Here is a 25,739-nt window from a genome sequence, read left to right on the forward strand (position 1 = left end):
TTCGAGCGGGCCGGCCGATGTGCGGGCGCCGCCCGGCCGCGACGCTGGTGCCATGTCCCTCATCGAAGTCACCGTCGACTGCTCGGCGTCGGCGTCGTCCTCGCGCTCGCCTCCGAGATCGACCGTTCCATCCAGTGGTACACCGCCTGGGACCTGATCGGCGCCGCGATCGCCCTCCAGGTGGGCTGGCAGCGCATCCGGTCCGGGCGTCCCGATCGCGGCCGGACCCCGTCGCGGACCGGGACGGTCTCCTACGTCGTCCGCTGGGCCCTCGCGTTCGCCCTCACCTGGATCGACCCGTTCTTCGCGTTCTACGCCGCCACCGGCTTCCTGGACGCCGACGAGCTGCTCCCCGTCAGGCGCCAGGGGCTCGGGCTGTTGGGGAGCGCGGTCGCCGTGGCCGGTGCGCAGGCCGACGGGCTGCCGTTCCACGGCACGGTCCAGTGGATCCTCTTCGCCGGGCTCCTGACCGCCGACTCCGGTCGGCAGCTGGTGGTGGCCCACATCATGGGCCAGGACGCGCAGCGCAACCGCGAGCGCACCGCGACCATCGCCGAACTCGAGCGAACCAACACGGCGTTGCAGCTGGCCCTCGACGAGAACGCCGCCCCGCTCGCGGGTGGACGCCATCCGCGAGCTGACCCGCCGCCGGGCGCGGGCGAAGATCCTCGTCCTGACCCCGTACGACACCGACACCGACTTCGACACGCTCCCCGCGATCGAGGCGGGCGCGACGGGCCATCTCCTCAAGGACGCCCCTCGCGACGAGCTGTTCACGGCGGTCCGCGCGGCGGCGGAGGGCCGTACCGTGCTGTCCCCGCCGTGGCCACCCGGCTGGTCAGCGCGGTCCGCACCCCCCGGACGCCCGCGGCCGAGCCGCTCTGCGCGCGTGAGCGCGAGGTCCTCGCCCTGGTGGCCCGTGGCACGTCCAACCGTGAGATCGCCCGCGGACTCTTCATCAGCGAGGCGACCGTGAAGACCCATCTCACCCACCTGTAGGCCAAGTTGGGCGTCAACGACCGCGCGGCGGCGGTCGCGGCGGCGTACGGGCGGGGGATCCTGGGGCGGGCGCGGGGGTGACCGCGGCGGTGGCCGCCCCGGGTCCCGTGCCGGTCGGCGCGCCTCAGCCCGCCACCCGCAGCAGCAGCACCGCCCGCCCCGGCACCGTCACCGCCGCCCCCGCGGGCAGCGTCACCCCCGGCGCCTCCTCCTGTTCCTCGCGGGAGGTGTCGACGACCACCTCGTACCGCTCCGCCCAGGGCGGCCCCGGCAGCACGAAGTCCACCGGCCGGTGCCCGGCGTGCAGGACGGCGAGGAAGCTGTCGTCGGCGATCTGGGCGCCCCGCTCGTCCCGGCCGGGGATGTCCCGCCCCGACAGGTACATCCCCAGGGTCGCCGCGGGCGCGTACCAGTCCCCCTCCGTCATCTCCGAGCCCCGCTGCGTGAACCACGCCAGGTCCCGCAGCCCGTCCGCCGAGTGCGCCCGGCCGGAGAAGAAGGCGCGGCGGCGCAGCACCGGGTGACGGTGGCGCAGCGCGATCAGCCGGGAGGTGAGATCGAACAGGGCCCGCCAGCCCGGGTCCTCCAGCAGCCCCCAGTCCACCCAGCTGATCTCGTTGTCCTGGCAGTAGGCGTTGTTGTTGCCCCGCTGGGTGCGCCCGAACTCGTCGCCCGCGACCAGCATCGGCACGCCCGTCGACAGCAGCAGCGTCGTGAGCAGGTTGCGCAACTGCCGCCGCCGCAGCGCCGTCACGCGCTCGTCGGCCGTCGGGCCCTCGGCGCCGCCGTTCCAGGAGCGGTTGTCGTTCGTGCCGTCCCGGTTGCCCTCGCCGTTGGCCTCGTTGTGCTTGCGCTCGTAGGACACCAGGTCGCGCAGGGTGAAGCCGTCGTGCGCGGTCACGAAGTTGACCGACGCGTACGGCCGCCGGCCGCCCCAGGCGTACAGGTCGCTCGACCCCGACAGCCGGTAGCCCATCTCCCGCACGTCGGGCAGCGCGTGCCGCCAGAAGTCGCGCACGGTGTCGCGGTATCGGTCGTTCCACTCCGTCCACAGCGGCGGGAAGGCGCCCACCTGGTAGCCGCCCGAGCCCACGTCCCACGGCTCCGCGATGAGCTTCACCCGGCGCAGCACCGGATCCTGCGCGATCACCGCCAGGAACGGGGACAGCATGTCGACGTCGTGCATGGAGCGGGCCAGCGCCGCGGCCAGGTCGAAGCGGAAGCCGTCGACGCCCATCTCCGTCACCCAGTAGCGCAGGGAGTCGGTGATGAGCCGCAGCACGTGCGGTTGGACCACGTGCAGGGTGTTCCCGCAGCCGGTGTAGTCGGCGTAGCGCCGGGCGTCGGACTGCAGGCGGTAGTACCCGCGGTTGTCGATGCCCTTCAGCGACAGGGTAGGGCCGAGCTCGCCGGCCTCGGCCGTGTGGTTGTAGACGACGTCGAGGATCACCTCGATCCCGGCCGCGTGCAGCGCGCGCACCATCCGCTTGAACTCGCCGACCTGCTGCCCCGTCGTCCCGGCGGCCGAGTAGGCGGCGTGCGGGGCGAAGTAGCCGATCGAGTTGTAGCCCCAGTAGTTCTTCAGGCCGCGGCGCAGCAGATGGTCCTCGTGCGCGAACTGGTGGACGGGCAGCAGCTCCACTGCCGTCACGCCCAGCCTCACCAGGTGGTCCACGGCCGCCGGGTGGGCCAGCCCGGCGTAGGTGCCGCGCAGTTCCTCGGGGATCTCCGGGTGCAGCCGGGTGAAGCCGCGCACGTGGAGCTCGTAGATCACCGAGTCCGCCCAGGGGGTCTTCGGGCGGCGGTCGTCGGCCCAGTCGTCGTCGTCGTGCACGACGACGCCCTTGGGGACGTGGGGCGCGGAGTCGCGTTCGTCGCGCACGGTGTCGGCGACCTGCTGCTGGGGCCAGTCGCGGACGTGCCCGTAGACCTCCGCGGGCAGCGCGAACTCGCCGTCCACCGCCCGGGCGTAGGGGTCCAGGAGCAGCTTCGCCGGGTTCCAGCGGCCGCCGGTCCACGGGTCCCAGCGGCCGTGCACCCGGTAGCCGTACCGCTGGCCCGGCATGATCCCGGGCACGAAGCCGTGCCAGATCTCGTGGGTGAGTTCGGTGAGGCGGGCGCGGGTCTCCCGACCGGCCTCGTCGAACAGGCACAGGTCGACCGCCTCCGCCCCGCCCGCCCACAGGGCGAAGTTCGTGCCCGCGACCCCGTCGGGGCCGACCCTGAACCGGGCGCCCAGGGGCGTCGACGCACCCGGCCACACGGGTGGGCCCGGCACCTTGCGCGGCGCACCGTTCACGACGATGGCCGGCGTGGCGCGCTGGGCCGCCACCGCCTCCTGCTCGGCTGCGCTGGACACCGTTCAGCCTCCCGCGGCTCGTGGGACGGCGTGGGAAAAGAGCGCGCGGTGTCCCGGCCGCGGCTCCCCGTCGTGTCGTCCTCCCCCCATTCCTGCCCAGAGCGGCCCTCGCACTCACGTTTCCCCGGGGCCTGCCCGGTCGTTGGGCACGTCGTGAGGCACGTACATGGGCGCGCACGGCGCGCGGGGGTCGCACTGGCCGCCGTACTGACATGGGCAGGACTACTGGCCGGGGCCGCCGGCTGCACCGGCGGCGACAGCCGGAGCGGACTCGACCGGATGCTCGGCAAACCGCCGGCCCCCGAGGACGTCATCCGCGTCACCCCGCAGGACGGCGCCAAGGGCGTGCGGCCCGGGGCGGGCCTGCGGGTGCGGGTGCCCGACGGGCGGCTCGAGTCGGTGAGGGTCGTCCGGTCGCAGGACGCCGAGGAGACGGAGGTGAAGGGCAGGATCGCCGCGGACGGCCTGAGCTGGCGGCCGGACGACGACCGGCTGGGCCTCGCGGCCCGCTACACCGTGGACGTCGTCGCCCTGGACGGCGACGGCGACCGTTCGGCCCGGCACACCACGTTCACGACGTACGTCCCCGAGAAGCGGTTCATCGGCTACGTCACCCCCGAGGACCGCTCCACGGTCGGCACCGGCATGATCGTCTCGCTGGAGTTCAACCGCGAGATCGAGGACCGGGCGGCCGTCGAGCGCGCCGTGCGGGTCACGGCGCAGCCGCCGGTGGAGGTCCGGCCCCACTGGTTCGGCGGCGCCCGGCTCGACTTCCGCCCCGAGGAGTACTGGAAGCCCGGCACCCGGGTCACGGTCGCGCTCGCCCTGCGCGACGTCGAAGGGGCGTCCGGCGTCTACGGGTTGCAGAAGAAGTCGTTCTCGTTCACCGTCGGCCGCAGCCAGGTGTCCCTGGTGGACGCGGCACGGCACACCATGCAGGTGCGGCGCGACGGCGAGCTGCTGGCCACCGTGCCGATCACGGCCGGGGCGCCGAAGAACACCACGTACAACGGCAAGATGGTGGTGAGCGAGATGCTGGAGCTGACCCGGATGAACGGCGCCACGGTCGGCTTCAAGAAGGCGAACGGCAAGGGCGAGTACGACATCCCGGACGTGCCGCACGCCATGCGCCTGACCAGTTCCGGCACCTTCCTGCACGGCAACTACTGGGCGGACGACGTCTTCGGCCGCGCCAACGTCAGCCACGGCTGCGTCGGCCTCCGTGACGTCAAGGGCGGCGCCTCGGACACGCCCGCGGGCTGGTTCTTCGACCGCAGCCTGATCGGGGATGTCATCGAGGTCGTCCACAGCAAGGACAAGCAGGTCGCCCCCGACAACGGTCTCAGCGGCTGGAACATGACCTGGAAGGAGTGGACGGCGGCCTCCGTGGACTGACCCGCGGAAAGTCCCCGCCCTCCGGGTGCAACCTTCCCCGCCGTCCCATGGTCCAAGTTGGGACTGAACGGTGACATTTTCGGCCCGTCCAGGCCGCTGACCTTGTGGTTAATATGCGGCGAACGCGGGGGACGCGTCGCTGTGCGGCCCGGGGAGGGCCCGGGGGAGTGGGGAGAACGACTTGAACGTGCGACCGATACCGGGGGCGTCGGTTGGGGGGCGCCCAGGCGGCCGCCACAGGCGGCTGGCGCTGATCGCCGGCGGGATGCTGCTCGCCGTCACGGCGTGCGGCGGGGGCGGCGACGGCGCCGGATCCGACGGGAAGGCCGGCGGCGACAAGGGCGCCACGGCCGCCGCGGAGAGCAAGCAGTCGGAGGCGGTCGTCACCATCGCCCCGAAGACCGGCGCCAAGGGCGTCGACACCAGCGGCGCCCTGAAGGTCACCGCGGCCAAGGGCAAGCTGACCGAGGTGACCGTCAAGGACGCCAAGGGCAAGAAGATCGACGGCACGATCTCGGCCGACGGCGCGGGCTGGACGCCCGCCACCCACCTGGCCGCGTCCACCGCCTACCAGGTGCACGCGGTCGCCAAGGACTCCGCGGGCCGCACGGCCGCCGAGGACTCGTCCTTCACCACGCTGAGCCCGCAGAACACCTTCATCGGCAACTTCACGCCCGAGGACGGCTCGACCGTCGGCGTCGGCATGCCGTTCTCGGTCGACTTCACGCGCGGCATCACCAAGCCGGACGACGTCGAGAAGGCCATCAAGGTCACGACCGTGCCGGCCGTCGAGGTCGAGGGCCACTGGTTCGGCAACGACCGCCTCGACTTCCGTCCCGAGAAGTACTGGAAGGCCGGCACCAAGGTGACGGTCGAGATGAACCTGGACGGCGTCGAGGGCCGCAAGGGCGTCTACGGCAAGCAGTCCAAGACCGTCTCCTTCACCATCGGCCGCGACCAGGTGTCCGTGGTGGACGCCAAGAAGCACACGATGAAGGTCACGCAGGAGGGCAAGGTCGTCAAGACCATCCCGGTCACCACCGGCAAGCCCGGCTACGCGACCTGGAACGGCCAGATGGTCATGAGCGAGAAGTTCACCGTGACCAGGATGAACGGCGACACGGTCGGCTACGACGGCGAGTACGACATCAAGGACGTCCCGCACGCCATCCGCCTGACCGGCTCCGGCACCTTCGTGCACGGCAACTACTGGGGCGGTGACGCCTTCGGCAACTACAACGCCAGCCACGGCTGCATAGGCCTGCGCGACGTGCGCGGCGGCTACGACAGCTCCGTCGCGGCCGCGTGGTTCTTCGACCACTCGATGGTCGGCGACGTGGTGGTCGTGAAGAACTCCACCGACCCGACCGTCGACCCGGCCAACGGCCTCAACGGCTGGAACATCCCCTGGGCGGAGTGGAAGAAGTAGGACGCAGGCCGGGAGAAGGGCCGCGCGAGGCGGCGTTCTCCCCGACGGGCCCGGTGCTGTGACCCACGGCACCGGGCCCGTCGGCGTTAGTGGTGGTTAACCTGCTGGCATGACCGTGAATCTCGAAGTCGCCGAAGGCGTCGGCACACTCCGCCTCGAACGCCCGCCCATGAACGCGCTGGACGTGGCCACCCAGGACCGGCTCAAGGAGCTCGCCGAGGAGGCCGCCCGTCGTGACGACGTCCGCGCGGTCGTCCTGTACGGCGGCGCGAAGGTGTTCGCGGCGGGCGCGGACATCAAGGAGATGCAGGCGATGGACCACACCGCGATGATCCTGCGCGCCCGCGCGCTGCAGGACGCCTTCACCGCCGTGGCCCGCATTCCCAAGCCGGTCGTGGCGGCCGTCACCGGGTACGCGCTGGGCGGCGGCTGCGAGCTGGCGCTGTGCGCGGACTTCCGGATCGCCGGGGACAACGCGAAGCTGGGCCAGCCGGAGATCCAGCTCGGGCTGATCCCCGGCGCGGGCGGCACCCAGCGGCTCGCCCGGCTGATCGGCCCCTCGAAGGCGAAGGACCTGATCTTCACCGGCCGCATGGTGAAGGCCGACGAGGCGCTGGCCCTCGGCCTGGTGGACCGGATCGTCCCGGCCGCCGACGTGTACACCGAGGCGCACGCCTGGGCCGCCAGGCTGGCGCAGGGCCCGGCGATCGCGCTGCGCGCCGCCAAGGAGTCGATCGACACCGGTCTGGAGACGGACATCGAGACGGGGCTGGCGGTCGAACGCAACTGGTTCGCGGGTCTCTTCGCGACCGCCGACCGTGAGATCGGGATGCGCAGCTTCGTCGAGGAGGGCCCGGGCAAGGCCAAATTCCTGTGAGTGACGTCTCTTTACGGCTGGCCGGAATCGCTTGCTCTTGACGAGACGTCTCATCCGTGTCCCTCGATGGGGCGGTTTATGGGCACCTTAAGGGAGCCTTGAGACTGTCTTGTCGAGGGAGGGCGACGCTTGTCCGCGGGTGAGGCGTCCTCGCAGGTCGGCGCGGGTCCGGCGGTGTCCTTTCTGCCTTTGGCATATGCCGATCGGTTGGCCCGGAGGGCTCTCGGCCGGGGGGCGTATTCCGGCGGAACGGCCCCGGCGGGATCGGCGGGCGGCCATGATGGGGGCATGGCGGGGCTGGAGGGCATCGAACAGCCGCGGGGACAGAGCCGTGCGACCGCGGCGCGCTGGTCGCCTGCGGTCGAGGACGAACGGGCGCTCAAGGCGCTGGAGTTGTTCGGGAACCCCACGGAGGGCGAGGTCTCGCTGCCGTCCCGTCCCGAGTCCGCCGCCACCGCCCGCCGACTGGCCCAGGTGGTCGTCCTGCGCCAGTGGGGACTGACCGCCAGGATGACGGAGGACGCGGTCCTGCTCGTCTCCGAACTCGTCGGCAACGCGGTGCGGCACACCGGCGCCCGCTTCTTCGGCCTGCGGATGCGGCGACGGCGCGGCTGGATCCGCGTCGAGGTCCGCGACCCCTCCCGGGGCCTGCCGTGTCTGATGCCGGTCCAGGAACTGGACGTCAGCGGCCGGGGCCTGTTCCTCGTGGACAAGCTGTCCGACCGCTGGGGCGTCGACCTGCTGCCCCGGGGAAAGACGACCTGGTTCGAGATGCGGGTCGCCGACCGGTAGGACGGCCGCGGAGGACGGGCGCGCCTCCGCCGCGGATCCGGCGCGGGCGCGGCGAGCCGCCGACGGGGAGCGGTCGGGCGGGCGGGAAGCCGGCGGGCGCAGGCAAGGAACGGGTAAGGCGCTGGGCGGCCCGCTGCGTCAATGGCCCGAATTGGGGGATATCGCCCCTTAAATGGGGTGGGTGACCACATCCGACCGTCGTTCCGCGTTGCGGGCGGGCGCCGGGCTCGTCGCCGCAGGTGCGTTTGCGGCCGCGTGCTCGCCCCCCGGGGCCTCCTCCGGCGCCGTCGACTCCGGGCCGCCCGCCTCCGCCCCTGCGACCTCCGCGTCCCCGCCCTCCGGGGTGGCGGGCCGGCCCCCCGCCGCGCCCTCGCCACGCGCCTTCCCCCGGCAGCCCGTCCAGATCGCGCACGGCCCCCGCGACCGGCCCCGCGTCGCGCTCACCTTTCACGGCCAGGGCGAGCCCGCGGTCGCCCGCGCCCTGCTCGACGAGGCCGAACGGCACGGCGCCCGGGTCACCGTGCTGGCCGTCGGGACCTGGCTCGACGAACACCCCGACCTCGCCCGCCGCGTCCTGGACGGCGGCCACGACCTCGGCAACCACACCCAGCGCCACCTCGACGTCAACGCGATGTCCGAGGCCGAGGCGGCGGCCGAGATCGCGGGGTGCGCCGAGCGGCTGCGCAGGCTCACCGGGTCCATCGGCGCCTGGTTCCGCCCCTCGCGCGCCGCCCGCGCCTCCCCGCTCGTCGAGCGGCTGGCCCGGCGCGCCGGTTACCCGCACGTCCTCTCCTACGACGTCGACTCCCTCGACTTCACCTCGCCCGGCGCCCCCGCCGTCACCCGCAACGTCCTCGGCGAGATCCGCAACGGGTCCGTCGTGAGCCTGCACTTCGGTTACCCGGACACGGTCGCCGCCCTCCCCGCCCTGCTGGACGAACTCGCCCGCCGCCGCCTGCGCGCGGTCACTGCCACGGAGCTGATCGGCTGATGCACCCGAACCTCGTCACACGCACCCTGCTCGCCGGCGCGGCGCTGGCCGTCCTCGCCGCCTGCGGCGCCGGGACGAAGGACGGCCCGGACGGCGCCACCCGGGCCGCGGTCCCCGCCCCGGCGAAGAAGGCCGCGAAGAAGCCGGCCGTGGACGGGCTGCCCGGCATGCCGCCCGTGCTGGACCCCGAGGACGTCTACGCCGCCGACCGCCCGAACCGGCTCTCCCGGGTGGTCCGGGACTTCCCGTCCCGGGTCTACGTCCCCAACACCGAGTCCGACACCGTCTCCGTCATCGACCCGAAGACGTACCAGGTGATCGAGACCCTCCGGGTGGGGCGGCAGCCGCAGCACGTCGTGCCCTCCTGGGACCTGAAGACGCTGTGGGTCAACAACGACCGGGGGAACACCCTCACCCCCATCGACCCCAGGACCGGGAAGACCGGCAAGTCCGTCGAGGTGCACGACCCGTACAACCTGTACTTCACGCCCGACGGCAAGTACGCCGTCGTCATGGCCTCCCTCGACCGCGAGCTCGTCTTCCGCGATCCGCACACCATGAAGCGCATCAAGACCGAACCGGTCACCTGCTACGGCGTCAACCACGCCGACTTCTCGCTCGACGGGAGGTACTTCATCGTGTCCTGCGAGTTCAGCGGCGAACTGCTCAAGGTCGACACCGCGCGGATGAAGGTCGTCGCCCAGCAGAAGCTGCCCTTCAAGGGCGCGATGCCGCAGGACGTCAAGGTCTCGCCCGACGGGAAGCGCTTCTACGTGGCGGACATGATGGCCGACGGCATGTGGATCGTCGACGGGGACACGTTCGGCAAGCCGGCGTTCCTGCACACCGGCAAGGGCTGCCACGGGCTGTACGTCAGCCGCGACTCCCGCGAGATGTACGTGTCCAACCGGGGCGAGGGCACCGTCTCCGTCTTCGACTTCCACGCGAACGCGCTCACGAAGAAGTGGCGCCTCCCGCAGGGCGGCAGCCCCGACATGGGCGGCGTCTCGGCGGACGGCAAGGTCCTGTGGCTGTCGGGCCGGTACAACTCCGAGGTGTACGCCATCGACGCCCGCACCGGAGCCCAGCTCGCCCGGATCAAGGTCGGCAGCGGACCGCACGGCCTCGCCGTCTACCCCCAGCCCGGCCGCTACTCGCTCGGCCACACCGGCGTCTTCCGCTAGAGCGAGCGTCCGGGGCGCCGCGTCCGTGCGCGATCCGCCGTCCGCCGGAGCGGGGCGGCCGCCGGCCGGCCGGCCCGAGCGGACCGTGGCGAGGAGGCCTCCCGGGTGGTCGGCGCGCCGTGCGCCGGCGGGGGCCGTTAACCTGACCTGCGTCAGTAGGACAGCAAGACAGCACGTATGACCGCAAGGCATCGTCAAGAGGGGCGGATCGGTGGCCGACATCGAAGAGGCGCGCAAGCAGTTCCAGCGGATCGACACGGACGGGGACGGCTTCATCACCGCGGCCGAGTTCAAGACCGCCCTGGCCCAGGGCGGCGACTGGAACGTCACGGAGCCGGTGGCCGAGGCCATCATCAAGAGCCGTGACCTCAACGGCGACAAGGTCCTGTCGTTCGACGAGTTCTGGGCTCACCTCGACAAGTGAGCTGAGCCGGGCCGGAAGGGGGGCGCCTCTGTGCGGCGCCCCCCTTCGTCATGCCGTCCGCGCGACGCGCACGCTCCGGCGGCCGCCGTGCGCAGGGCGCCGAACGGGACCGGAATAGTTCTGCCGGGGTCGGGGTTGAAGCCGTCCAGACGCATGCGTGTGCATTGATATGGATCGCTCATCGATTCCGGACCACAGCGGAAGGCAAGGTCTGTCATGAAGATCGGCATCATCGGCGCGGGCAACATCGGCGGCAACCTCACCCGGCGTCTCACCGCGCTCGGCCACGACGTCTCCGTCGCGAACTCCCGTGGCCCGCAGACGCTCAAGGAGCTCGCCGAGGAGACCGGGGCGACCCCCGTCACCGTCGGGGAGGCGGCCCGCGGCGCCGAGATCGTGGTCGTCACGGTCCCCCTGAAGGCGGTCCCCGACCTGCCGTCCGGCCTGCTGGACGGCGCGGCCGACGGTGTGGTCGTCATCGACACCAACAACTACTACCCGCAGCAGCGCGACGGCCGGATCGCGGTGATCGAGGACGAGGGGCTCACCGAGAGCCGCTGGGTCGAAGGGCAGCTCGGGCACCCCGTGATCAAGGCCTTCAACGGCACCTACGCCCAGGACATCCTGGACCGTCCCCGGCCCGCCGACGACCCCGGCCGGATCGCGCTGCCGGTGGCCGGCGACGACGGGGCGGCGAAGGCGAAGGTGCGCGCGCTGATCGACGAACTCGGCTTCGACACCGTCGACGCGGGCGGCATCGACGACTCCTGGCGGCAGCAGCCGGACACCCCCGTCTACGGCCTGCAGGCCGGCGTCGAGGCGGTCGCCAAGGCGCTCGCGGAGGCGAGCCCGGAACGCCCGGCGGCGTTCCGCGGCTAGGGTCTGTCGTTTGGACGCCGGTTCGTCCGGCCGGTCCGGGGGCGGGGGCGGTCCCGCCCCCGCCCGTCCGGCTGCCTGCGGGCCGCGGCGCCGGCTCAGACGATGTCCAGCGGGACGTGCGGCCCCTCCGGCGGCTCGACCGTGATCGGGTCCCCGGGCCGCACCACGCCCCCGCTCAGCACGACGCCCATGATCCCGGACCGGAACGCCGGACGGCCGTCCGGGCCGCGTCCGACGACCTGCTTCAGCAGCCCCCGACGGAACGCGTCGATCTGCGCGCAGGGGTTGCGCAGCCCGGTCACCTCCACCACGGCCCGCGCGCCCAGCCGCAGCCGCGCCCCGGCCGACAGTCCCAGCAGATCGATCCCGCGCGTGGTCACGTTCTCCCCGAGCTGCCCGGCGGCCACCTCGAACCCGGCCGCGCGCACCTCCTCGAAGAGTTCCTCGTGGATGAGGTGAACCTGCCGCAGATTGGGCTGCGTGGGGTCCTTCCTCATCCGGAACCGGTGCTTCACCGTGGCCCCCGCGTGCACGTCTCCCTCCACCCCGAACCCGGCGATCAGCGTGACGCTCGCACGGTTGGGCTTGGTGAAGGAGTACACGTCGTTGCTGCTGACGGCGCCGACCTCCCCGTTCATCCCGAAAACTCCCCTCTGCGCGCGACTCCCGGCGAGCCGCGGGCCGTGGCGTCAGCCTAGCCAGCCCCCGGCCTGCCCGGCCTCGGCGGCCTGCCCGGCCTCGGCGGCCTGCCCGGCCTCGGCGGTCTTCGCGATCTGCCCGGCCTCCCCGGTCTGCCGGGCTTCGGCGGCCTCCCCGGCCTCCCCGGCCTCCCCGGCCTCCCCGGCCTCCCCGGTCCCGGCGGCCTGTCCGGCCTCCCCGGTCTGCCCGGTCTCGGCGGCTTGTCCGGCCTGCCCGGCCTGCCCGGCCTGCCCGGCCTCGGCGGCCTCCCCGGTCTTCGCGGCCTGCCCGGTCCCGGCCGCGGGGGCGGGGGCGTTCGGCGACGGCGCGGCGGCCTGCTGCGTCGTCCTGCGCCGCTGGATCAGCTCGAAGAGGTCCCGGCACTCCTCGGCGCCCTCGGCGGCGTACGGTCCCAGGCCCCTCGCCGCCGAGGCGAGGGCGGCCCGGAAGTCCTCGCCCCGGTCCGCGTCGACCAGCGCGTCGAGCCGCAGCAGGGAGGACGCCAGTTCCTTGCGGCGGGCGCCGCCCTGCGCGTTGGCCCGCTGGATGTCCCAGTAGATCTCGGGCGGAGCCGCCAGGATGCGACAGGCCAGCGCCACCAGGGTGCGGGCCGGGGGCGGCGCGATCCGCATCAGGGTGGGCACGTCCACCGGCGCGGCCAGGAGCGCGTCCACGAACGCCAGCACCGCGGCGTGCGGCAGCGCCTGCAGCACGGACATCGCCGCGTCGTGGCCGGCCGGGTCCATGACCGAGACCGTCATGGCCCCCGCCTCCAGACGCGCCGCCATCCGGCGCACATGAGGATCCGCGCCGGCTGCGGCGCCGTCGGCCTGCCGCCCGGGACAGGTCCCGGGGGCGATCACCACGACGGACTGACCCGCGGAGGGCAGCGTGGGGGAGAACATCGGGTTCACACCGCGCAGCGGGGCACGCAGCCCGTGCTCCGACGCGGCCTCGAACAACGGCAGCTGGACCGAGCAGGTGGACACGAGCACCGTGGCCGGGCGGGCCGACCCGGCCAGCCAGGGCAGGCACGCCGCGGCGACGTCCTCGGGCAGCGCGAGCACCACCTCGTCGGCCGCGGCGACCGCCGAGCGCAGCCCCGCGGACGGCGTGCGCACATCACCGCCGTGGTCCGGTCCGGCGCCCAGGTCGGCGGTGGTCACCGTGTCCCCGGCACCCGTCAGATGTGCGCGGTACCAGCGGCCGACCGTGCCGGCCGCGCCCAGCAGCACGACCCGCCGGCGCGCCTGCGCGTCGTCCCCGGCCGGGATGCTCACCCCTCGTCCTCCCGCCGCCAGCCGCGCAGCCCGAAGTAGGGCACGCTCGCCTTGACCAGGGTCTCCTCGTACTCCTCGTCGGGGTCGGACTGCGCGGTGATCGCCCCGCCCACGCCGAAGCGGGCCGTGCCGTCGCGCACCACCGCGGTCCGTATGACGATGTTCAGGTCGAGCGCGCCCGAGAACGACAGCCAGCCCAGGGCGCCCGAGTAGACGCCGCGGGCCGTGCCCTCCAGCTCGTCGATGATCTCCATGGTCCGCTTCTTGGGGGCGCCGGTCATGGAGCCGCCCGGGAAGCAGGCGCGCACCGCCGAGAGCGCCGACTCGTTCCGGCGCAGCCGCCCCCGGACGGTCGACACCAACTGGTGGACGGAGGAGTAGCTCTCGATCGCGAAGGCCTGCGGGACGTGGACGCTGCCCGGTACGCACACCGCGTTGAGGTCGTGCCGGACCAGGTCGACGATCATCAGGTTCTCGGCGCGGTCCTTGCGCGAGGACCGCAGATCCTCCCGCAGCGCCGTGTCCTCCTGCGGCGTCGCGCCCCGCGGGCGGGTGCCCTTGATGGGCCGTGACTCCACGATGCGGCTCTCGTCCACCCGCAGGAAGGTCTCGGGTGAGGAGCACAGCACCTCGACGTCCCCGGCGCGCAGATAGGCGCCGCGGGGTACCGCGCTGACCGTGCGCATCCGGGTGTACGCGGGCAGTCCCGCGCCCACGCCGGACAGTTCGGCGCTGTTGGTGAGACAGGTCTCGTAGCTCTCGCCGTCGGTGATGAGGCGTTGGCTCTCCTTGATCTTCGCCAGGTACGTCTCCCGGTCGTCGCGCAGGCCCAGCAGCCGCTCGGACACCGGCCCCGGCGCGTAGGCGGCGGGCCGTTCCGCTCCGGGCGCGGTGCGCGCCGGAGGAACCGCCGCGGCCGCCGGAGCGCTCCGGGCGACGAGCGTCGCCGGGGCGCCCCCGTCGGCGTCCCGGCCGCCGTCGCGGTCGCCGTCCAGGGGAACGAGCCGGCAGGCCAGGGCGACACCGCGCTGATGGTCGAAGACGGTGAACGCACGGGTGTGCAGGAACCACGACTCCGGCTCGGGCGAGGCGTGCCGCTCGTCGCCGGTGGTGAGCGCCTTCAGCTCGTACCCGAACCAGCCCACCAGGCCGCCGCGGAACGGCAGGGGCCAGTCCGCGGGCGCCGTGACCTCCACGGCGTCGACGATCTCCTCCAGCAGGGCGAAGACGTCGCCCGTGACCTCCTCGGTGCGGCCGGGGCCGTGCAGGGTGAGGCGGCGCTCGGCCAGGTCGTAGCCGAGCACGACGTCCCCCGGCTCGCCCCAGGCGCCCATCAGGGAGTAGCGGGAACCGGGGTGCTCGCTGCCCTCGGAGTCGAGCCAGAAGGCGTGGGGACGTCCGGCGCAGTGCTCGCGGAAGAAGTCGGCGGGCGCGTCCGGGGTGCTGAACGTCTCCGCTTCCAGGCGCAGCCGCAGCGAACCGCCCACCCTGCGGAACGCGGCCACCGACGGGGCCTCGTCGGCCGCGGGGCCGACCGCCCCGGGATCGACGGGCGGGACGCCGTCCCCGGCGTGGTGGCGGGCGGCGAGCGCGACGAAGTTGGCGAGGAGGCCGTGGCCGCCGGCCGACTCGACGGACTCGGGATGGAACTGCACGCCCCACACCGGCCGGGAACGGTGCGCGATGGCCATGACCAGCCCGTCCCGCGTCCAGGCGGTGCGCTCCAGCGTGTCCGGCAGATCGGTGCTGACCAGCGAGTGGTAGCGCACCACCGAAAGGTCCTGGGGCAGTCCCGCGAACAGGCCGGTGCCCAGGTGGGCGACCGTGTCCACGACGCCGTGCGCGGGGGCGGGCGCGTAGGTCGTGCGGCCGCCGAAGAACTCGGCGATCCCCTGGTGCCCCAGGCAGACGCCGAGCAACGGCAGTCCGCAGCGCTCGATGACCTCGCGGCAGACACCGAAGTCGGCTTCCCGCGAGGGCCGTCCGGGGCCGGGCGACAGGACGACGGCGCCGCACTCGTCGAGCGGCAGGGAGTCGTAGGCGGCCGTGTTGGGCAGCACGACCGGCTGCACACCGGTCACCTCGTACAGGTACTGCGCGATGTTCAGCGTGAAGGAGTCGAAGTTGTCGATGATGAGGACCTTCACCGGTCGTCGGCTCCCTTCAGCTCCGCCATCAGCACGTCCTCCTGGGCGCACGTCTCGGCCACGATCCGCTCGAAGAGGTCGCCCAGGTACTGCTCGGGCAGGCCGTGGGCGGCCGCGTGGGCGCGGGCCCTGCCGACGACGAGCCCGACGCGCGAGGGCTGCATCATGGGGATCCCGTGCTCGGCCTTGAGCCGGGCGATGTCGAGACAGAGCTCCATCCGCTCGACGACGAGCCCGAGCAGCCGGCGGTCCAGATCGTCGAGCCGGTCACGCAGGGGGCCCAGCACCGTCGCCGCCTCGGCCTCGCCGGGTACGGCGCCAGACGTGATCATCTCAGTCCTCTTCACTGTCATCCCAGAAGAACGGGGCCTTGGCCCGGGCGGTGATGCGCGGCGCCGTCCCGACGTCGACGGTGAGACCGGCGAAGCGCGCCGATCCGACGACCTTGCGCAGGGTCTGGTGCCGGCCGAGGGCGGTCCGCGCCGCCTCGCCCGTCAGCCCGCGCAGAGCGGCGCCGCGCAGGGTGAGCCGCAGCATGCCCCGGCGTGAGCCGAAGCCGACCTGATAGCGGGCGTCCGGCGCCAGGTCGAGCGCGGTGTCGAACATGGAGCGGGTGACCAGGGTGCCGTCCAGGTTGGCCGACACGTCGTCGCGGGCGCCGATGCGCAGCACCCGGGCCGTCGAGCCGCAGGGGCAGTCGGCGGTCCGCAGGCTCGCGCGGTCGCCGACGAGATAGCGCACGAGCGCGGTGCCGGTGTCGGCCGGCACGGTGACCGCGAGCGCGCCCACGTCGCCCTCCGGCAACCGCCGGCCGTCGTCGTCGACGACCTCGGCGATCACCAGGTCCTCGTGCACATGGTGGTCGGCGCCGGTGAGATGGGCGCACTGGAATCCGATGGGGCCGGTCTCGGTGGTGCTGTACGCGAAGGAGCGGACGGCGCAGCCGGCCTCGGCGAGCGTCTCGGCGGCCTGCCCGGTCATGCGCTCCCCGAGGTAGTACAGGGTGCGCAACCGCCGCATGGCCGCCGGGATCTCGGCCAGCAGCCGCTCCACGTAGCCCGGCAGGGCGACCATCGCCTCCACCCCGAGGTCGGTGATCAGTTCCGCGAGGTGGGGTGCGGGCAGGGAGGTCCCGGCCGGGAGCACGGCCGCGCCCCGGCGGGCCAGGACCGCGTCCGCGAAGCCGAAGCCGCCGAACAGGTCGCCCGGGGCCAGCGAGTTGAGCACGAACGGGTTGGCGCCCAGTCCGTCGACGCACAGGCCGCGCGCGCCGAGGACCTCGACCCGCTCGTTGAACGGACGGTCGTGCAGCAGGGTCCGCACCCGGCCCGACGAGCCGCTCGAACGCAGCACCAGGCGGATGTCGCCCTCGGTGACGCGGTTCGGCGCGCCGGCCGCCACGCTCCACTCGGCGAGCTGTTCGCGTGTGGTCAGCGGGACCTCCTCCAGTCCTTCCGGGGTCAGGGCGTCCGCGTACGGACGCAGGGCCGTACAGGTCCGCGACCGGCGCACCGCGTCCCGCATGAGCGCCAGGTTGCCCGCCTGGACGGCCAGCAGCTCCGGGCGTGGCAGCGTGAGATCCGCGAGGAGCCTCACTGTTCCTCCATCCGTAGGGTGATGGTCCGGCAGGCCCGCTCGGCCGTCGCGGCGGCGGTCGCGGTGTCGGGGCCCACGGCGACGACCTCGCCGAGCCGTTCCCAACTCGCGGTCGCCGGGCGCACGGTGTCGCCGGGGCCCGTCCAGAGCCGCACGCTGTGCACGCCCGGCAGCGCGGCCGCCTGCGCCGCGCCGTCGACGGCGGCGACCCGGCCGGCGCGCTCGGCCAGCAGATACCGCTTCACGGCCGCCGCGCCGAGCGGCGGCACGGGGGGCGGCAGCGGCAGACCGCAGGCGTGGGCGAGCATGTCGGCCTCCATGTCCCGCCCGGTCACCAGCGTGAGGAGCGCCGGGATCTCGTCGCCGCCGGTACGGGCGTGCGACTCGACCAGGTGGACGCCCGTCTCGCCGACGATGACCTCGGTGTGGGCGGGTCCCTCGCACAGCCCGACGTGGTCGAGGAAGGCGGTGACGCGTGCGACGACCGCCCGGCGCCGCTCGGCGTCGAGGTCGGCCGGGACGAGGTGGCCGGTCTCGACGAACGCGCCGCCGACGAGCTTGCGGACCACCGCCCGCACCTCGTGGGTTCCGCCGCGGCTGAACGTCTCGACGCTGAACTCCTCGCCGACGGCGAAGGGTTCGACGAGATAGCCGGTCACGGGCAGCACCTCGTGGTACCGGTGACCGTTGCGCAGCGTGTCCCGCACCCGCCGCCAGGCGTCGTCGAGGCTCTCGGGGCCGTCGACCTTGAGCACGCCCAGGCTGGCGGAGCCGTCGACGGGCTTGAGGATCAGCGGCCAGCCCGCCGTCCGCGCGACGCGGAGCGCGTCCTCGGGGCCGGTCAGCCGGGCCCAGGGGGAGCGCAGCGATGAGTGCTTGTCGAGCACCTCGTGGGTCCTGGCCTTGTCGCGCAGCAGCGCGGCGACCCCGGTGCCGGGCGCGGTCAGCCCCAGGTCCAGGGCGACCGCTTCGGCGGCCGCGCACGCGGGTTCGTGGTTGCTGCACACGCCGGCGAAGCCGAACTCCTCGTGCAGGGCACGGGCGACGGCCACGACGCCGGGCACGTCGAGCAGGTCGGTGCGCACCGAGCGCAGGCACAGCGGGTCCAGCGAGGCGTCGGTCATGGTGGGCGCCTGCAGGTGCACCACGTCCAGACCGAGGGCGAGGGCCTTGTCGACGACTCTGCGGCTGCCGCTGAGCAGCAGCAGCACAGGCCGGCGCGGGGCCGCGGGGGGTGTCACAGGGCGTTCTCCCTCACGAGCGGAGAGCGGCGGGCCAGGGCGACGCAGTACTTCATGGCGAAGGAGGCGAGGAGGAAGAGGCCGCCGAGCGCCAGCCAGCCCCAGGAGCCGTGGGACAGCAGCAGCCAGGTGAGGGCGAGCGGGCCCACCGCCTCGGCGATGGTGGAGCCGATGCCGAAGAAGCCCTGGTACTCGCCGTACCTGCCGTCCGCGACCAGCCGGAAGCTGATCTCGTTCATGCTGGAGATCTGCCGGATCTCCCCGAAGGTGAGGACCGTGACCGCCAGCAGGAGCACCCCGCCCGCCGCCCAGGGCGAGGAGGGCAGTCCGGACAGGGAGTAGAGCGCCATGCCCGCGAACAGCAGCAGTCCGCCGACGCGCAGGCTGCGCACGCCCGCGTCGACGCTGGTCACGGTCTTGGACGTCCGGTACTGCAGCGCCACAACCAAGGCGGTGTTGACGACGAAGACGGCGGCGATGCTCCACTCGGGCGCGTGCGTCTCGCGGACGATCCACAGGGGCAGGGCCACGTCGATCAACGGGACATGGAGCATCAGGACGAGATTGACGAGGCTGACGGCGGCGTAACCGCGGTCGCGGAACACCCCCAGCGGCGAGCCCGTGACCTGCGCGACCGGGCTCCCGTCGGCCGGGGAGGCGGCCGGGGTGCGCAGCGTCGGCGGCACCTTGAGCAGCAGCGCGGCGGCGAGGAAGAACGTCAGCCCGTCCAGGCCGAACGCCAGCCGGTAGGCGGAGTCGGTGTCCACGGCGATGACCAGGGCGCCGAGCGCAGCGCCGACGGCCAGACCGGCGTTGGCCGTCGCGATGAGCACGGCCCGCACCCGGGTGACCTGGTCGGCGGGGAACGAGCGGGCGATCAGGGCGGAGCGGGCGGACATCGTGCCCTGGGTGGAGACCGCCAGCAGACAGGCCCCCACGAAGAACAGCGGCACGCTGGAGGTCGTCAGGTACAGGCAGATGGACAACCCGGCCACCGCGAGCAGGGTGACGGCGACCGTGCGGGCGTCGAACCGGTCGGCGAGATGCCCGACGGGCACGCTGAGCACCATGGCCAGCAGCCAGGACGCGGTCAGCGCGGCGCCGTAGGTGACCGGTTCCAGTCCGACCACCCGGGTGAAGTACAGCGCCGCGCAGACGTAGAACAGACCGTCGCCGAAGTAGGTGACGAAGTGGGAGACGGCGAGGGGGCGCACCACCGGCCCCAGCGCCGGGCCGGGCGGTTCGGGGCGCTCCTCCGCCGCGGCCGGCGAGGCGGATCGCTCAGTCACGGGCGTCGGGCTCCTGACCGCTGGTGTACTGCCCGCTCTCCTCCAGCGTGTCCGCGAGAAGGATGAGATCCTCCTCGCTGTGCAGGGCGGACAGCGCGAACCGCAGCAGGGACCGGCCCTGCGCGACCGTGGGGTAGAACGCCGGGAGCATGATCACCCCGCGCTCCTTGAGCCGCCGCACGGCGCGCAGCCCCTCCTCCTCGGACTCGAACACCGCGCCGCGCACCGGCGTGCGGAGCCCGGCGTTGGACAGCTTGCCGCCGGTGAGCTCGTCGAGCCGGGCCGCGTTCGCCCACAGCTCCCGCTGCAGGACGGTGATCTCGGGGGAGAGGTGGATGCGGGCCGCGGCGACGTTGGCGGCCATCATCGGCACCATCACCGAGTGGCCGAAGACCAGCGGATTGGCGAGCTTCCTGACGACGGCGACGTCCTCGGCGGACGCCACGAGGAGGAAGCCGCCCGACCCCCCGAAGCCCTTCGACAGGGAGCCGGCCAGGACGACGTTGCAGGGAAGTTTGCCGCCCAGCGCGTCGAAGGCGTAGCCGCAGCCCTCGGCGCCGTCGATGGAGATGCCGTGGGCGTCGTCGACGTAGAGGTACCCGCCGGCGGACGCCGTGCGCTGCGCGAGATCCTGGACGGGGACCAGGCCGTCCATCGAACCGACCCCGTCCACCAGCAGGATCGGCGTGCGTCCCGCCTCGGCCGCCCGCTGCAACGACTCGTCCACGGAGGCGGGGTCGTCGGAGCGGAACCGCTCGACCGGGCCGAACTGCTCGAAGATCCCCCGCAGCACCTGCATCGAGGCGTGGGCGGTCCGGTCGACGAACAGATGCGGTCCGCCCTGTACGGGGTAGCTGGGCAGCGACCCCGACGCCAGGAGCGGCAGCACGCCCAGGTGGACGTTGCTGGTGGAGGTGAACACGCAGGGGGTGGCGCCGGGATAGACGCGCCCCAGCAGTTCCTCCAGTTCGGGCAGGTAGGACGGCCGCATCCGGTTGCGCGAGGACGACAGGTGGACGCCGAAGCGGCCGACGGCCTCGACCACCGCCTGCGCCAGCGCGGGGTGCGACTCCAGCCCGAGGTAGGAGCAGGAGACGAACTCCGTGGCCCGGGAGCCGTCCTGGAGGGTGACCCGCTTGCGGTCGCGGGAGACCACGGTGTGTCCGGTCAACCCCTCGGCGAAGCACCGGTCCAGGGCCGAGGAGGTGCGATCCCTGCGGGTGGTCAGCCAGTTCTGCGATGTCCGGGACGCGCTCACAGGGTTCCCTCCTGGTCGGTACGGCGGGCGACCGTGATCCTCGGTTCTCCGGCGGTGTCGACGAAGGTGGTGACGTCGTCGAAGGCGTCCCCGTGCAGGAGTTCGCGCACCTGCCCGGGCTGGGCCCGGTCGTGTTCGAGCGCCAGCCGCCCGCCGGGACGCAGCGCCGCCGCGGCGAGGACCACGATCCGGCGGATCAGGTCGAGGCCGTCGGCGCCGCTGTAGACGGCGGCCCGGGGCTGGTGTTCGGACCATTCGGGCAGCAGCCGCACGTCGGGGGAGACGTACGGCGGGTTCGCGACGACCAGGTCGGCGCCGTCGGCGTACGCGTCCAGGCAGCCCGCCGTCGTGAGGTCGGCGGCGTGCACGGTGACCGGGCCCAGCACGGCCTCGTTGCGCGCCGCGTTGCGCCGCAGGTACTGCAGACAGGTGTCGTCCCGCTCCACGCACGTCACCCTCGCGTCGGGGCGACGCCGGGCGAGGGCGAGGCCGAGAGCCCCGACGCCGGAGCACAGGTCGAGCACGACGCCCCCGTGCGGCAGCGTCGTGTCCCGGGCCGCCCACGCCACCAGCGCGGTGCTCTCGTGTCGGGGCACGAACACTCCGCTGCCGACGACGAGTTCGAGACCGTCGAACTCGACCGACCCGACGATGTGCCCGAGCGGGATGCGCCGGCAGCGCTCGGCGACGGCCGCCTCGAAACGGGCCACGGCCGCCGGAGCGTCCTCGGTGAGGAAGCGCTCCCGCAGGGCGGCGAGATCGCCTTCGACGTCCCACACGCCCGCCTCGGCCAGTCGGGCGCGGGCCGCGTCGTGGACGGACCGGATGCGCTGCGCCGTCGTCATCGCGACCACGCGGAGTAGTAGCGCGTGAGGGAGGCGCGGATGCCGTCGGTCATCGCGGCGACCAGTTCGGCCGGGGGCGTGAACGACGGGTGCAGCTCCTCCACCAGCGCGCCGTAGAACCGGCGCAGATGACGCTCGATGCGCGGCGGCCATTCCGGCGTGACGTTCCACTTGTACTCGTAGCCGGTGGCCATCATGTGCTCGACCGCCGTGGTCACGACCTGCTCACGGGTCCCGCCGGCCAGCGGGGCGCGCACCGGGGAGAAGGACGACAGGAAGTCGTACTCGCTCGTGCCGCCCTCGACGAGGGTGGCGATGTGCCGGGCCAGCAGCGGGGACTGGTGCAGTCCGTCGCGGTAGGTGCCGGTGGCCAGCCACAGACCCTCCGCGCCCGCGTTGCCCACCAGCGGGAAGCCGTCGGCGGGCACGGGCCGGTTGCCGACCTGCACGGAGAGCAGCGAGGCCTCGGCGAGGTCGGTGTGCAGCTGGTCCACGGCACAGCCCAGCAGGAACTGCAGGTCGCCGATGGCGGCGAAGCGACGGGGCTGCTCGGAGATGATGTTGGTGGCGCCGAGGTAGAGCACCCCGTCGGCGCGCGGCACGGCGTGCAGACCGCAGGCGAAGGCCCGGTTGGGGGTGCGCACCACCGACGAGGGCAGCGCGCGGTCCTCGGTCTCCACCAGCACCGAGACGCCGTAACCGCTCACCATGGGCGGCATCTGCGCGCGCGCCTCGGCCACCTCGTCCAGCAGCGTGAGGGACTTGGCGCCGGCGGCCACCACGACATGGTCGGCGGGCAGGATCTCGCCGTTCACCAGCTCGACGCCGGTCGCGCGGCCGTTCGTCACCCGGACCCGCAGCGCCTCGGCGTCGACCACCCTGCCGCCCGACTTGACCAGCGCCTGGTCCAGCTTGACCAGCAACCGGTGCGAGTCCACGGCGTGTTCACCCGGGATGTACATGCCGCGCAGCGAACGCGAGAGGTCGTTCGGGTTCAGCCAGTCCAGGTCCTCGGGGTCGGCGGTCTCGTACGGCTCCTGGTACTCCCGCAGCGTCGCCTCGATGGCGCGGAAGTTGCCGGAGTCGACGGCGGCCGAGCCCATCGTGTTCAGGAGGACGAACGTGCCGTCGGCGCTGAAGAGCGTGCGGGCGTCGCCCGAGTCCTGGCTGAGGCGCTCGTCCCACTCGGCCCAGTAACGGCGGGCCCGGTGGTCCATGTCGAGCTTGGCCCGGCCGTGGTCGCTGGCCAGCAGCGACGTGGTGACCTCGCCGAAGCAGCCGAGCATCGCGCCGGCGGCGAGCGAGGCGGCGTAGGGGCGGTTCTCCCGGCCCACGCGGGTGACCTGGAATCCCCGGCTGCTCAACTCATAGGCGATGGAGGCGCCGACCGCCCCGTTGCCGACGACGACGGCAGTCTGCTGTGGCCCTGCGTACATGGTTCTCCTCGTGTCTACGGGCGCGGGGGCGCCGCTCGGCGCGTGCTCCGGCCGTGAGAAAGGGGTGGGATGTCGATGCTGGAGGCGCCTGGAACGGTCACTCAGGCCGTGCTGTCCAGGATCGAGTGGTGCCACCGCGCGCACGCCTGCCACAGGGGCGCGGTACGCGGTATGAGGGGCGGGCCACTTCGCGGCTCCGCAGGGGCGTGGGTACTGCCACGCCGCCTATGCGTCCGCTTTCAGCCGCCTTTGCAGGCTGCTTCTGAAACATGGTGAGAAATGGGGTGGTGGTCCAGTCCGGCGAGCCCCCGACATGGGCCCAGGACTGTGCGCATCGCCGCATCGCTTCATGTTCCCCCGTTGCAGATGCCACTGGCCAGGTAGCGCCGTGGAGTCTAAGTTGCGCATGATGGGGTGTCAATCCTATGAATAGGGAAGCTGGACCCATGAATTTCGCGATTTCCCAGCCGCTGACGACGGATCGGCTGGTCCTGCGTCTGTTCACGGCGGACGACGTCGACGACATGTACGCGTATCAGGGGCTGCCCGAAGTGGCCAGGTTTCTCTACCGCCCGCCGCGCGATCGCGCGCGTTGCGCCCAGGTGATCGAGCGCATCGGCCAGGGCACCCACTGGAAGGAGGACGGCGACAACCTCACGCTGGCGGTCTGTCGCCGCGACGCCCCCGGGGTGATCGGCGAGGTGCAGGTCACGCTGGCGAGCGCGCACGCGGCGCAGGCCGAGATCGGGTGGGTCTTCCACCCCGGCCACGGGGGCCGCGGCTATGCCACGGAAGCATCGCTCGCCCTGCGTGACCTGGCCTTTCAACAGCTGGGCGTGCACCGTCTGTTCGCCCGTATCGACGCGGACAACACGGCCTCCGAGCGGATCTGCGAGCGGCTGTCGATGCGCCGTGAGGCGCATCTGATCGAGAACGACCGCGACGACCGCGGCTGGGGCAGCGAGTACGTGTACGCGGTTCTCGCCCGGGAGGTGGCCCCCGCCGAGGCCGGCTAGGACGCCGCCGGCCGCGCCCGACGCGGGGCCCGCACCGGAAGGCGCGGTTTCCGGACATGTTTATGGCCGAATTCCTCGGGTGTGACATCGGCCGCCGTGTGACCGGAATACCGCTTGACTCGTTCCGATTCCCACGGGGCGAAGTCGAGTCGAACCTCGTCAAGGCCGTGCATCTCCGCCGGGATCGGCGGGATGCGCGGCCTCTTTCGTCACCGGACCGCCTTGTTCCGTTGTCCTCGCGTCGGCCCGGGCGTCCGGATACCGGGCCGGATTGCGTTGCGCAGGCGCGCCTTCTCCCGCCTACCGTGAGAGGAGCAGGTGCAGCAGAGAAACGGGGGAACGTTGATCAGCTACAGTGCGACCGCCGATGACGTCGCGAAAGTTCGATTTTCAATGTCTCCGCTGGGAGAAACCGTTTACAGCTTTCGCATGCTGGCGTCCCCGGAGCGCAGAAGGCAGCACCAGCCCTGGGTCGACGACGTCCTGCACAGGCTGAAGGACCTCGACCTCAGGCCGCTGCGGGCGGTGATCCCGCCGACCGGATACGTGCCGGACTTCCTCACGCCACCGCCCACGGGCACGCCCTCCAGCTTCGAGAACGAACTGGAGGCGGTGCGCGCCACCCGTCCCTCCCACTTCGTGGACGAGGTGGCCTGGATGGCGGGGGACACCGGGACGCCCCTCGCCTGGCGCCGGGAGACGGCCCCGCTGCACCGGCAGATGCTGGACGAGCCCGAGAAGGCCCTCGGGCAGATCGCCCAACGGCTGCGCGCCTACTGGCGGGTGGCCCTCGAACCGTCCTGGCACAAACTGCACGGCGGGCTCGTTTCCGACATCCGCTCCCGGATGCGGGTGATGGAGAGCTCGGGGGCGGCCTCCGTCTTCTCCACGCTCAACGAGCGCATCGGCTGGAACGACGACCGTCTCGTCGTCCGCAGCAGCTACGCCTTCGAGGAGACGCTCGGCGGCCAGGGCATCGTCCTCGTGCCCAGCGTCTTCTGCGGACCGGAAGTGCTGACCATGCTGCCGCCGCTCCCCGCGATGATCGTGTATCCCAAGCCCGCGGTCGCGGACATCTGGCGCCACCACGGCGAGGACCGCCCCAGTCCGCTCAGGGCGCTCCTCGGCGGGGTCCGCGCCGCGGTCCTCGAAGCGCTCGTCACGCCCGCCTCCACGGGCGAGCTCGCCGCCAAGGTCGACGTCACCCCGGGTGCCATCAGCCAGCACGTCTCGGTGCTGAGGAGCTGTGACCTGGTCACCAGCCAGCGGTCGGGGCAGCGGGTCGTCCACACGCTCACCGAGACGGGCGAGGCGCTCGTCCGCGGCGCCGAGCACTCCGTCGGCCGCGTGGTCTGACCAGGCCGAGCACGTCCATTGACCGGCGCCGGCCGGGTCGTTCCGTCCGCGGCCGGCCGCTCCGGCGAACCCGCCGTCGCCGCCGCGGACCCGGCCCCGTGCCGAGCTTTTAGCCCCAGCTAAAAGCTTTGGGGCGCCTCCACGCCCTGTGTTTGGCTCAAAGCGCCACCTTGGCAGGGGGCTGGGCAAAGGCGCCGAGCGGTCCTGCCGTCCTGAGTCCCTGCGCGGCCGTACTGGGCCGTGCCCGCCCGACACGGGAGGTCTCCCA

At 72.8% G+C, this 25,739-nt stretch carries 21 protein-coding genes and 1 pseudogene; 11 read left to right on the forward strand and 11 right to left on the reverse strand.

The window, feature by feature from the left end; translation table 11 throughout:
* Nucleotides 1–613: 613 nt before the first annotated feature.
* Nucleotides 614–1,080 (forward strand): annotated as a pseudogene (locus ACFVYK_RS15500) (LuxR C-terminal-related transcriptional regulator); the annotation flags it as partial.
* Between the two features lie 43 nt (nt 1,081–1,123).
* On the opposite strand, the gene glgX reads toward ACFVYK_RS15500, so the two are convergent.
* Nucleotides 1,124–3,358 (reverse strand): glycogen debranching protein GlgX, encoded by a 2,235-nt coding sequence (gene glgX, locus ACFVYK_RS15505; protein WP_389773561.1) that lies wholly within the window; start codon nt 3,356–3,358, stop codon nt 1,124–1,126.
* 153 nt (nt 3,359–3,511) lie between these two features.
* Here glgX and ACFVYK_RS15510 point away from each other — a divergent pair, with 153 nt between their 5' ends.
* The 8 genes from ACFVYK_RS15510 (at nt 3,512) to ACFVYK_RS15545 (ending at nt 11,329) form a co-directional block, all read left to right on the forward strand.
* The gene (locus tag ACFVYK_RS15510; RefSeq protein WP_389773564.1) at nt 3,512–4,753 is read left to right on the forward strand and encodes an Ig-like domain-containing protein; all 1,242 of its coding nucleotides are present in this window, start codon (nt 3,512–3,514) and stop codon (nt 4,751–4,753) included.
* A gap of 181 nt (nt 4,754–4,934) precedes the next feature.
* Nucleotides 4,935–6,182, forward strand: coding sequence for an Ig-like domain-containing protein (locus ACFVYK_RS15515; protein ID WP_389773567.1), 1,248 nt, complete (start codon nt 4,935–4,937; stop codon nt 6,180–6,182).
* Nucleotides 6,183–6,291: 109 nt separating this feature from the next.
* The gene (locus ACFVYK_RS15520; RefSeq protein ID WP_389773570.1) at nt 6,292–7,059 is read left to right on the forward strand and encodes an enoyl-CoA hydratase/isomerase family protein; all 768 of its coding nucleotides are present in this window, start codon (nt 6,292–6,294) and stop codon (nt 7,057–7,059) included.
* Between the two features lie 288 nt (nt 7,060–7,347).
* Nucleotides 7,348–7,851, forward strand: a complete 504-nt coding sequence (locus ACFVYK_RS15525; protein WP_389773573.1) for an ATP-binding protein — start codon at nt 7,348–7,350, stop codon at nt 7,849–7,851.
* 172 nt (nt 7,852–8,023) lie between these two features.
* On the forward strand, nt 8,024–8,842 hold the full coding sequence (locus ACFVYK_RS15530) for a polysaccharide deacetylase family protein (protein WP_389773575.1): 819 nt from the start codon (nt 8,024–8,026) through the stop codon (nt 8,840–8,842).
* Complete coding sequence (locus ACFVYK_RS15535; RefSeq protein ID WP_389773578.1) at nt 8,842–10,026, forward strand: YncE family protein; 1,185 nt, start codon at nt 8,842–8,844, stop codon at nt 10,024–10,026. The genes ACFVYK_RS15530 and ACFVYK_RS15535 overlap by 1 nt, the downstream gene beginning before the upstream one ends.
* Before the next feature lie 211 nt (nt 10,027–10,237).
* Entirely contained in the window at nt 10,238–10,450 is a 213-nt protein-coding gene (locus ACFVYK_RS15540) for an EF-hand domain-containing protein (protein WP_389773580.1), read from the forward strand.
* A 216-nt stretch (nt 10,451–10,666) separates the two neighbouring features.
* Nucleotides 10,667–11,329 (forward strand): NADPH-dependent F420 reductase, encoded by a 663-nt coding sequence (locus tag ACFVYK_RS15545; RefSeq protein WP_389773581.1) that lies wholly within the window; start codon nt 10,667–10,669, stop codon nt 11,327–11,329.
* A 95-nt stretch (nt 11,330–11,424) separates the two neighbouring features.
* On the opposite strand, the gene ACFVYK_RS15550 is transcribed toward ACFVYK_RS15545, so the two are convergent.
* Genes ACFVYK_RS15550 through ACFVYK_RS15595 form a run of 10 tightly spaced genes read right to left on the reverse strand, consistent with a single transcriptional unit; the run spans nt 11,425 to nt 23,099 of the window.
* Nucleotides 11,425–11,967: an MOSC domain-containing protein gene (locus tag ACFVYK_RS15550; protein ID WP_389773583.1), complete on the reverse strand. Its 543-nt coding sequence runs from the start codon at nt 11,965–11,967 to the stop codon at nt 11,425–11,427.
* Nucleotides 11,968–12,018: 51 nt separating this feature from the next.
* Entirely contained in the window at nt 12,019–13,287 is a 1,269-nt protein-coding gene (locus ACFVYK_RS15555) for a prephenate dehydrogenase dimerization domain-containing protein (protein ID WP_389773585.1), read from the reverse strand.
* Nucleotides 13,284–15,434, reverse strand: coding sequence for an aminodeoxychorismate synthase component I (gene pabB, locus ACFVYK_RS15560; RefSeq protein WP_389773588.1), 2,151 nt, complete (start codon nt 15,432–15,434; stop codon nt 13,284–13,286). The genes ACFVYK_RS15555 and pabB overlap by 4 nt, the downstream gene beginning before the upstream one ends.
* Nucleotides 15,431–15,766 carry a chorismate mutase gene (locus ACFVYK_RS15565; protein WP_389773590.1) on the reverse strand — a complete coding sequence of 112 codons (336 nt, stop codon included), beginning with the start codon at nt 15,764–15,766 and terminating at the stop codon, nt 15,431–15,433. Before ACFVYK_RS15565 ends, pabB begins: the two co-directional genes overlap by 4 nt.
* A gap of 1 nt (nt 15,767) precedes the next feature.
* Entirely contained in the window at nt 15,768–17,030 is a 1,263-nt protein-coding gene (locus tag ACFVYK_RS15570; protein ID WP_389773592.1) for a phenylacetate--CoA ligase family protein, read from the reverse strand.
* Nucleotides 17,027–18,271 (reverse strand): ATP-grasp domain-containing protein, encoded by a 1,245-nt coding sequence (locus tag ACFVYK_RS15575; protein WP_389773595.1) that lies wholly within the window; start codon nt 18,269–18,271, stop codon nt 17,027–17,029. Before ACFVYK_RS15575 ends, ACFVYK_RS15570 begins: the two co-directional genes overlap by 4 nt.
* Nucleotides 18,268–19,560 carry an MFS transporter gene (locus tag ACFVYK_RS15580; RefSeq protein WP_389773598.1) on the reverse strand — a complete coding sequence of 431 codons (1,293 nt, stop codon included), beginning with the start codon at nt 19,558–19,560 and terminating at the stop codon, nt 18,268–18,270. The genes ACFVYK_RS15575 and ACFVYK_RS15580 overlap by 4 nt, the downstream gene beginning before the upstream one ends.
* On the reverse strand, nt 19,553–20,818 hold the full coding sequence (locus ACFVYK_RS15585; RefSeq protein ID WP_389773600.1) for an aminotransferase class I/II-fold pyridoxal phosphate-dependent enzyme: 1,266 nt from the start codon (nt 20,816–20,818) through the stop codon (nt 19,553–19,555). The genes ACFVYK_RS15580 and ACFVYK_RS15585 overlap by 8 nt, the downstream gene beginning before the upstream one ends.
* Complete coding sequence (locus ACFVYK_RS15590) at nt 20,815–21,663, reverse strand: N5-glutamine methyltransferase family protein (protein WP_389773603.1); 849 nt, start codon at nt 21,661–21,663, stop codon at nt 20,815–20,817. Before ACFVYK_RS15590 ends, ACFVYK_RS15585 begins: the two co-directional genes overlap by 4 nt.
* Nucleotides 21,660–23,099 carry an NAD(P)/FAD-dependent oxidoreductase gene (locus ACFVYK_RS15595; protein ID WP_389773604.1) on the reverse strand — a complete coding sequence of 480 codons (1,440 nt, stop codon included), beginning with the start codon at nt 23,097–23,099 and terminating at the stop codon, nt 21,660–21,662. Before ACFVYK_RS15595 ends, ACFVYK_RS15590 begins: the two co-directional genes overlap by 4 nt.
* A gap of 446 nt (nt 23,100–23,545) precedes the next feature.
* On the opposite strand from ACFVYK_RS15595, the gene ACFVYK_RS15600 reads away from it, so the two are divergent.
* Together ACFVYK_RS15600 and ACFVYK_RS15605 are read left to right on the forward strand one after the other, a co-directional pair.
* The gene (locus ACFVYK_RS15600) at nt 23,546–24,115 is read left to right on the forward strand and encodes a GNAT family N-acetyltransferase (protein WP_389773606.1); all 570 of its coding nucleotides are present in this window, start codon (nt 23,546–23,548) and stop codon (nt 24,113–24,115) included.
* Nucleotides 24,116–24,544: 429 nt separating this feature from the next.
* The gene (locus tag ACFVYK_RS15605; RefSeq protein WP_389773610.1) at nt 24,545–25,471 is read left to right on the forward strand and encodes an ArsR/SmtB family transcription factor; all 927 of its coding nucleotides are present in this window, start codon (nt 24,545–24,547) and stop codon (nt 25,469–25,471) included.
* The last annotated feature ends 268 nt before the right edge of the window (nt 25,472–25,739 follow it).

The organism is Streptomyces sp. NPDC058291, assembly GCF_042880855.1.
Classification (GTDB): domain Bacteria; phylum Actinomycetota; class Actinomycetes; order Streptomycetales; family Streptomycetaceae; genus Streptomyces.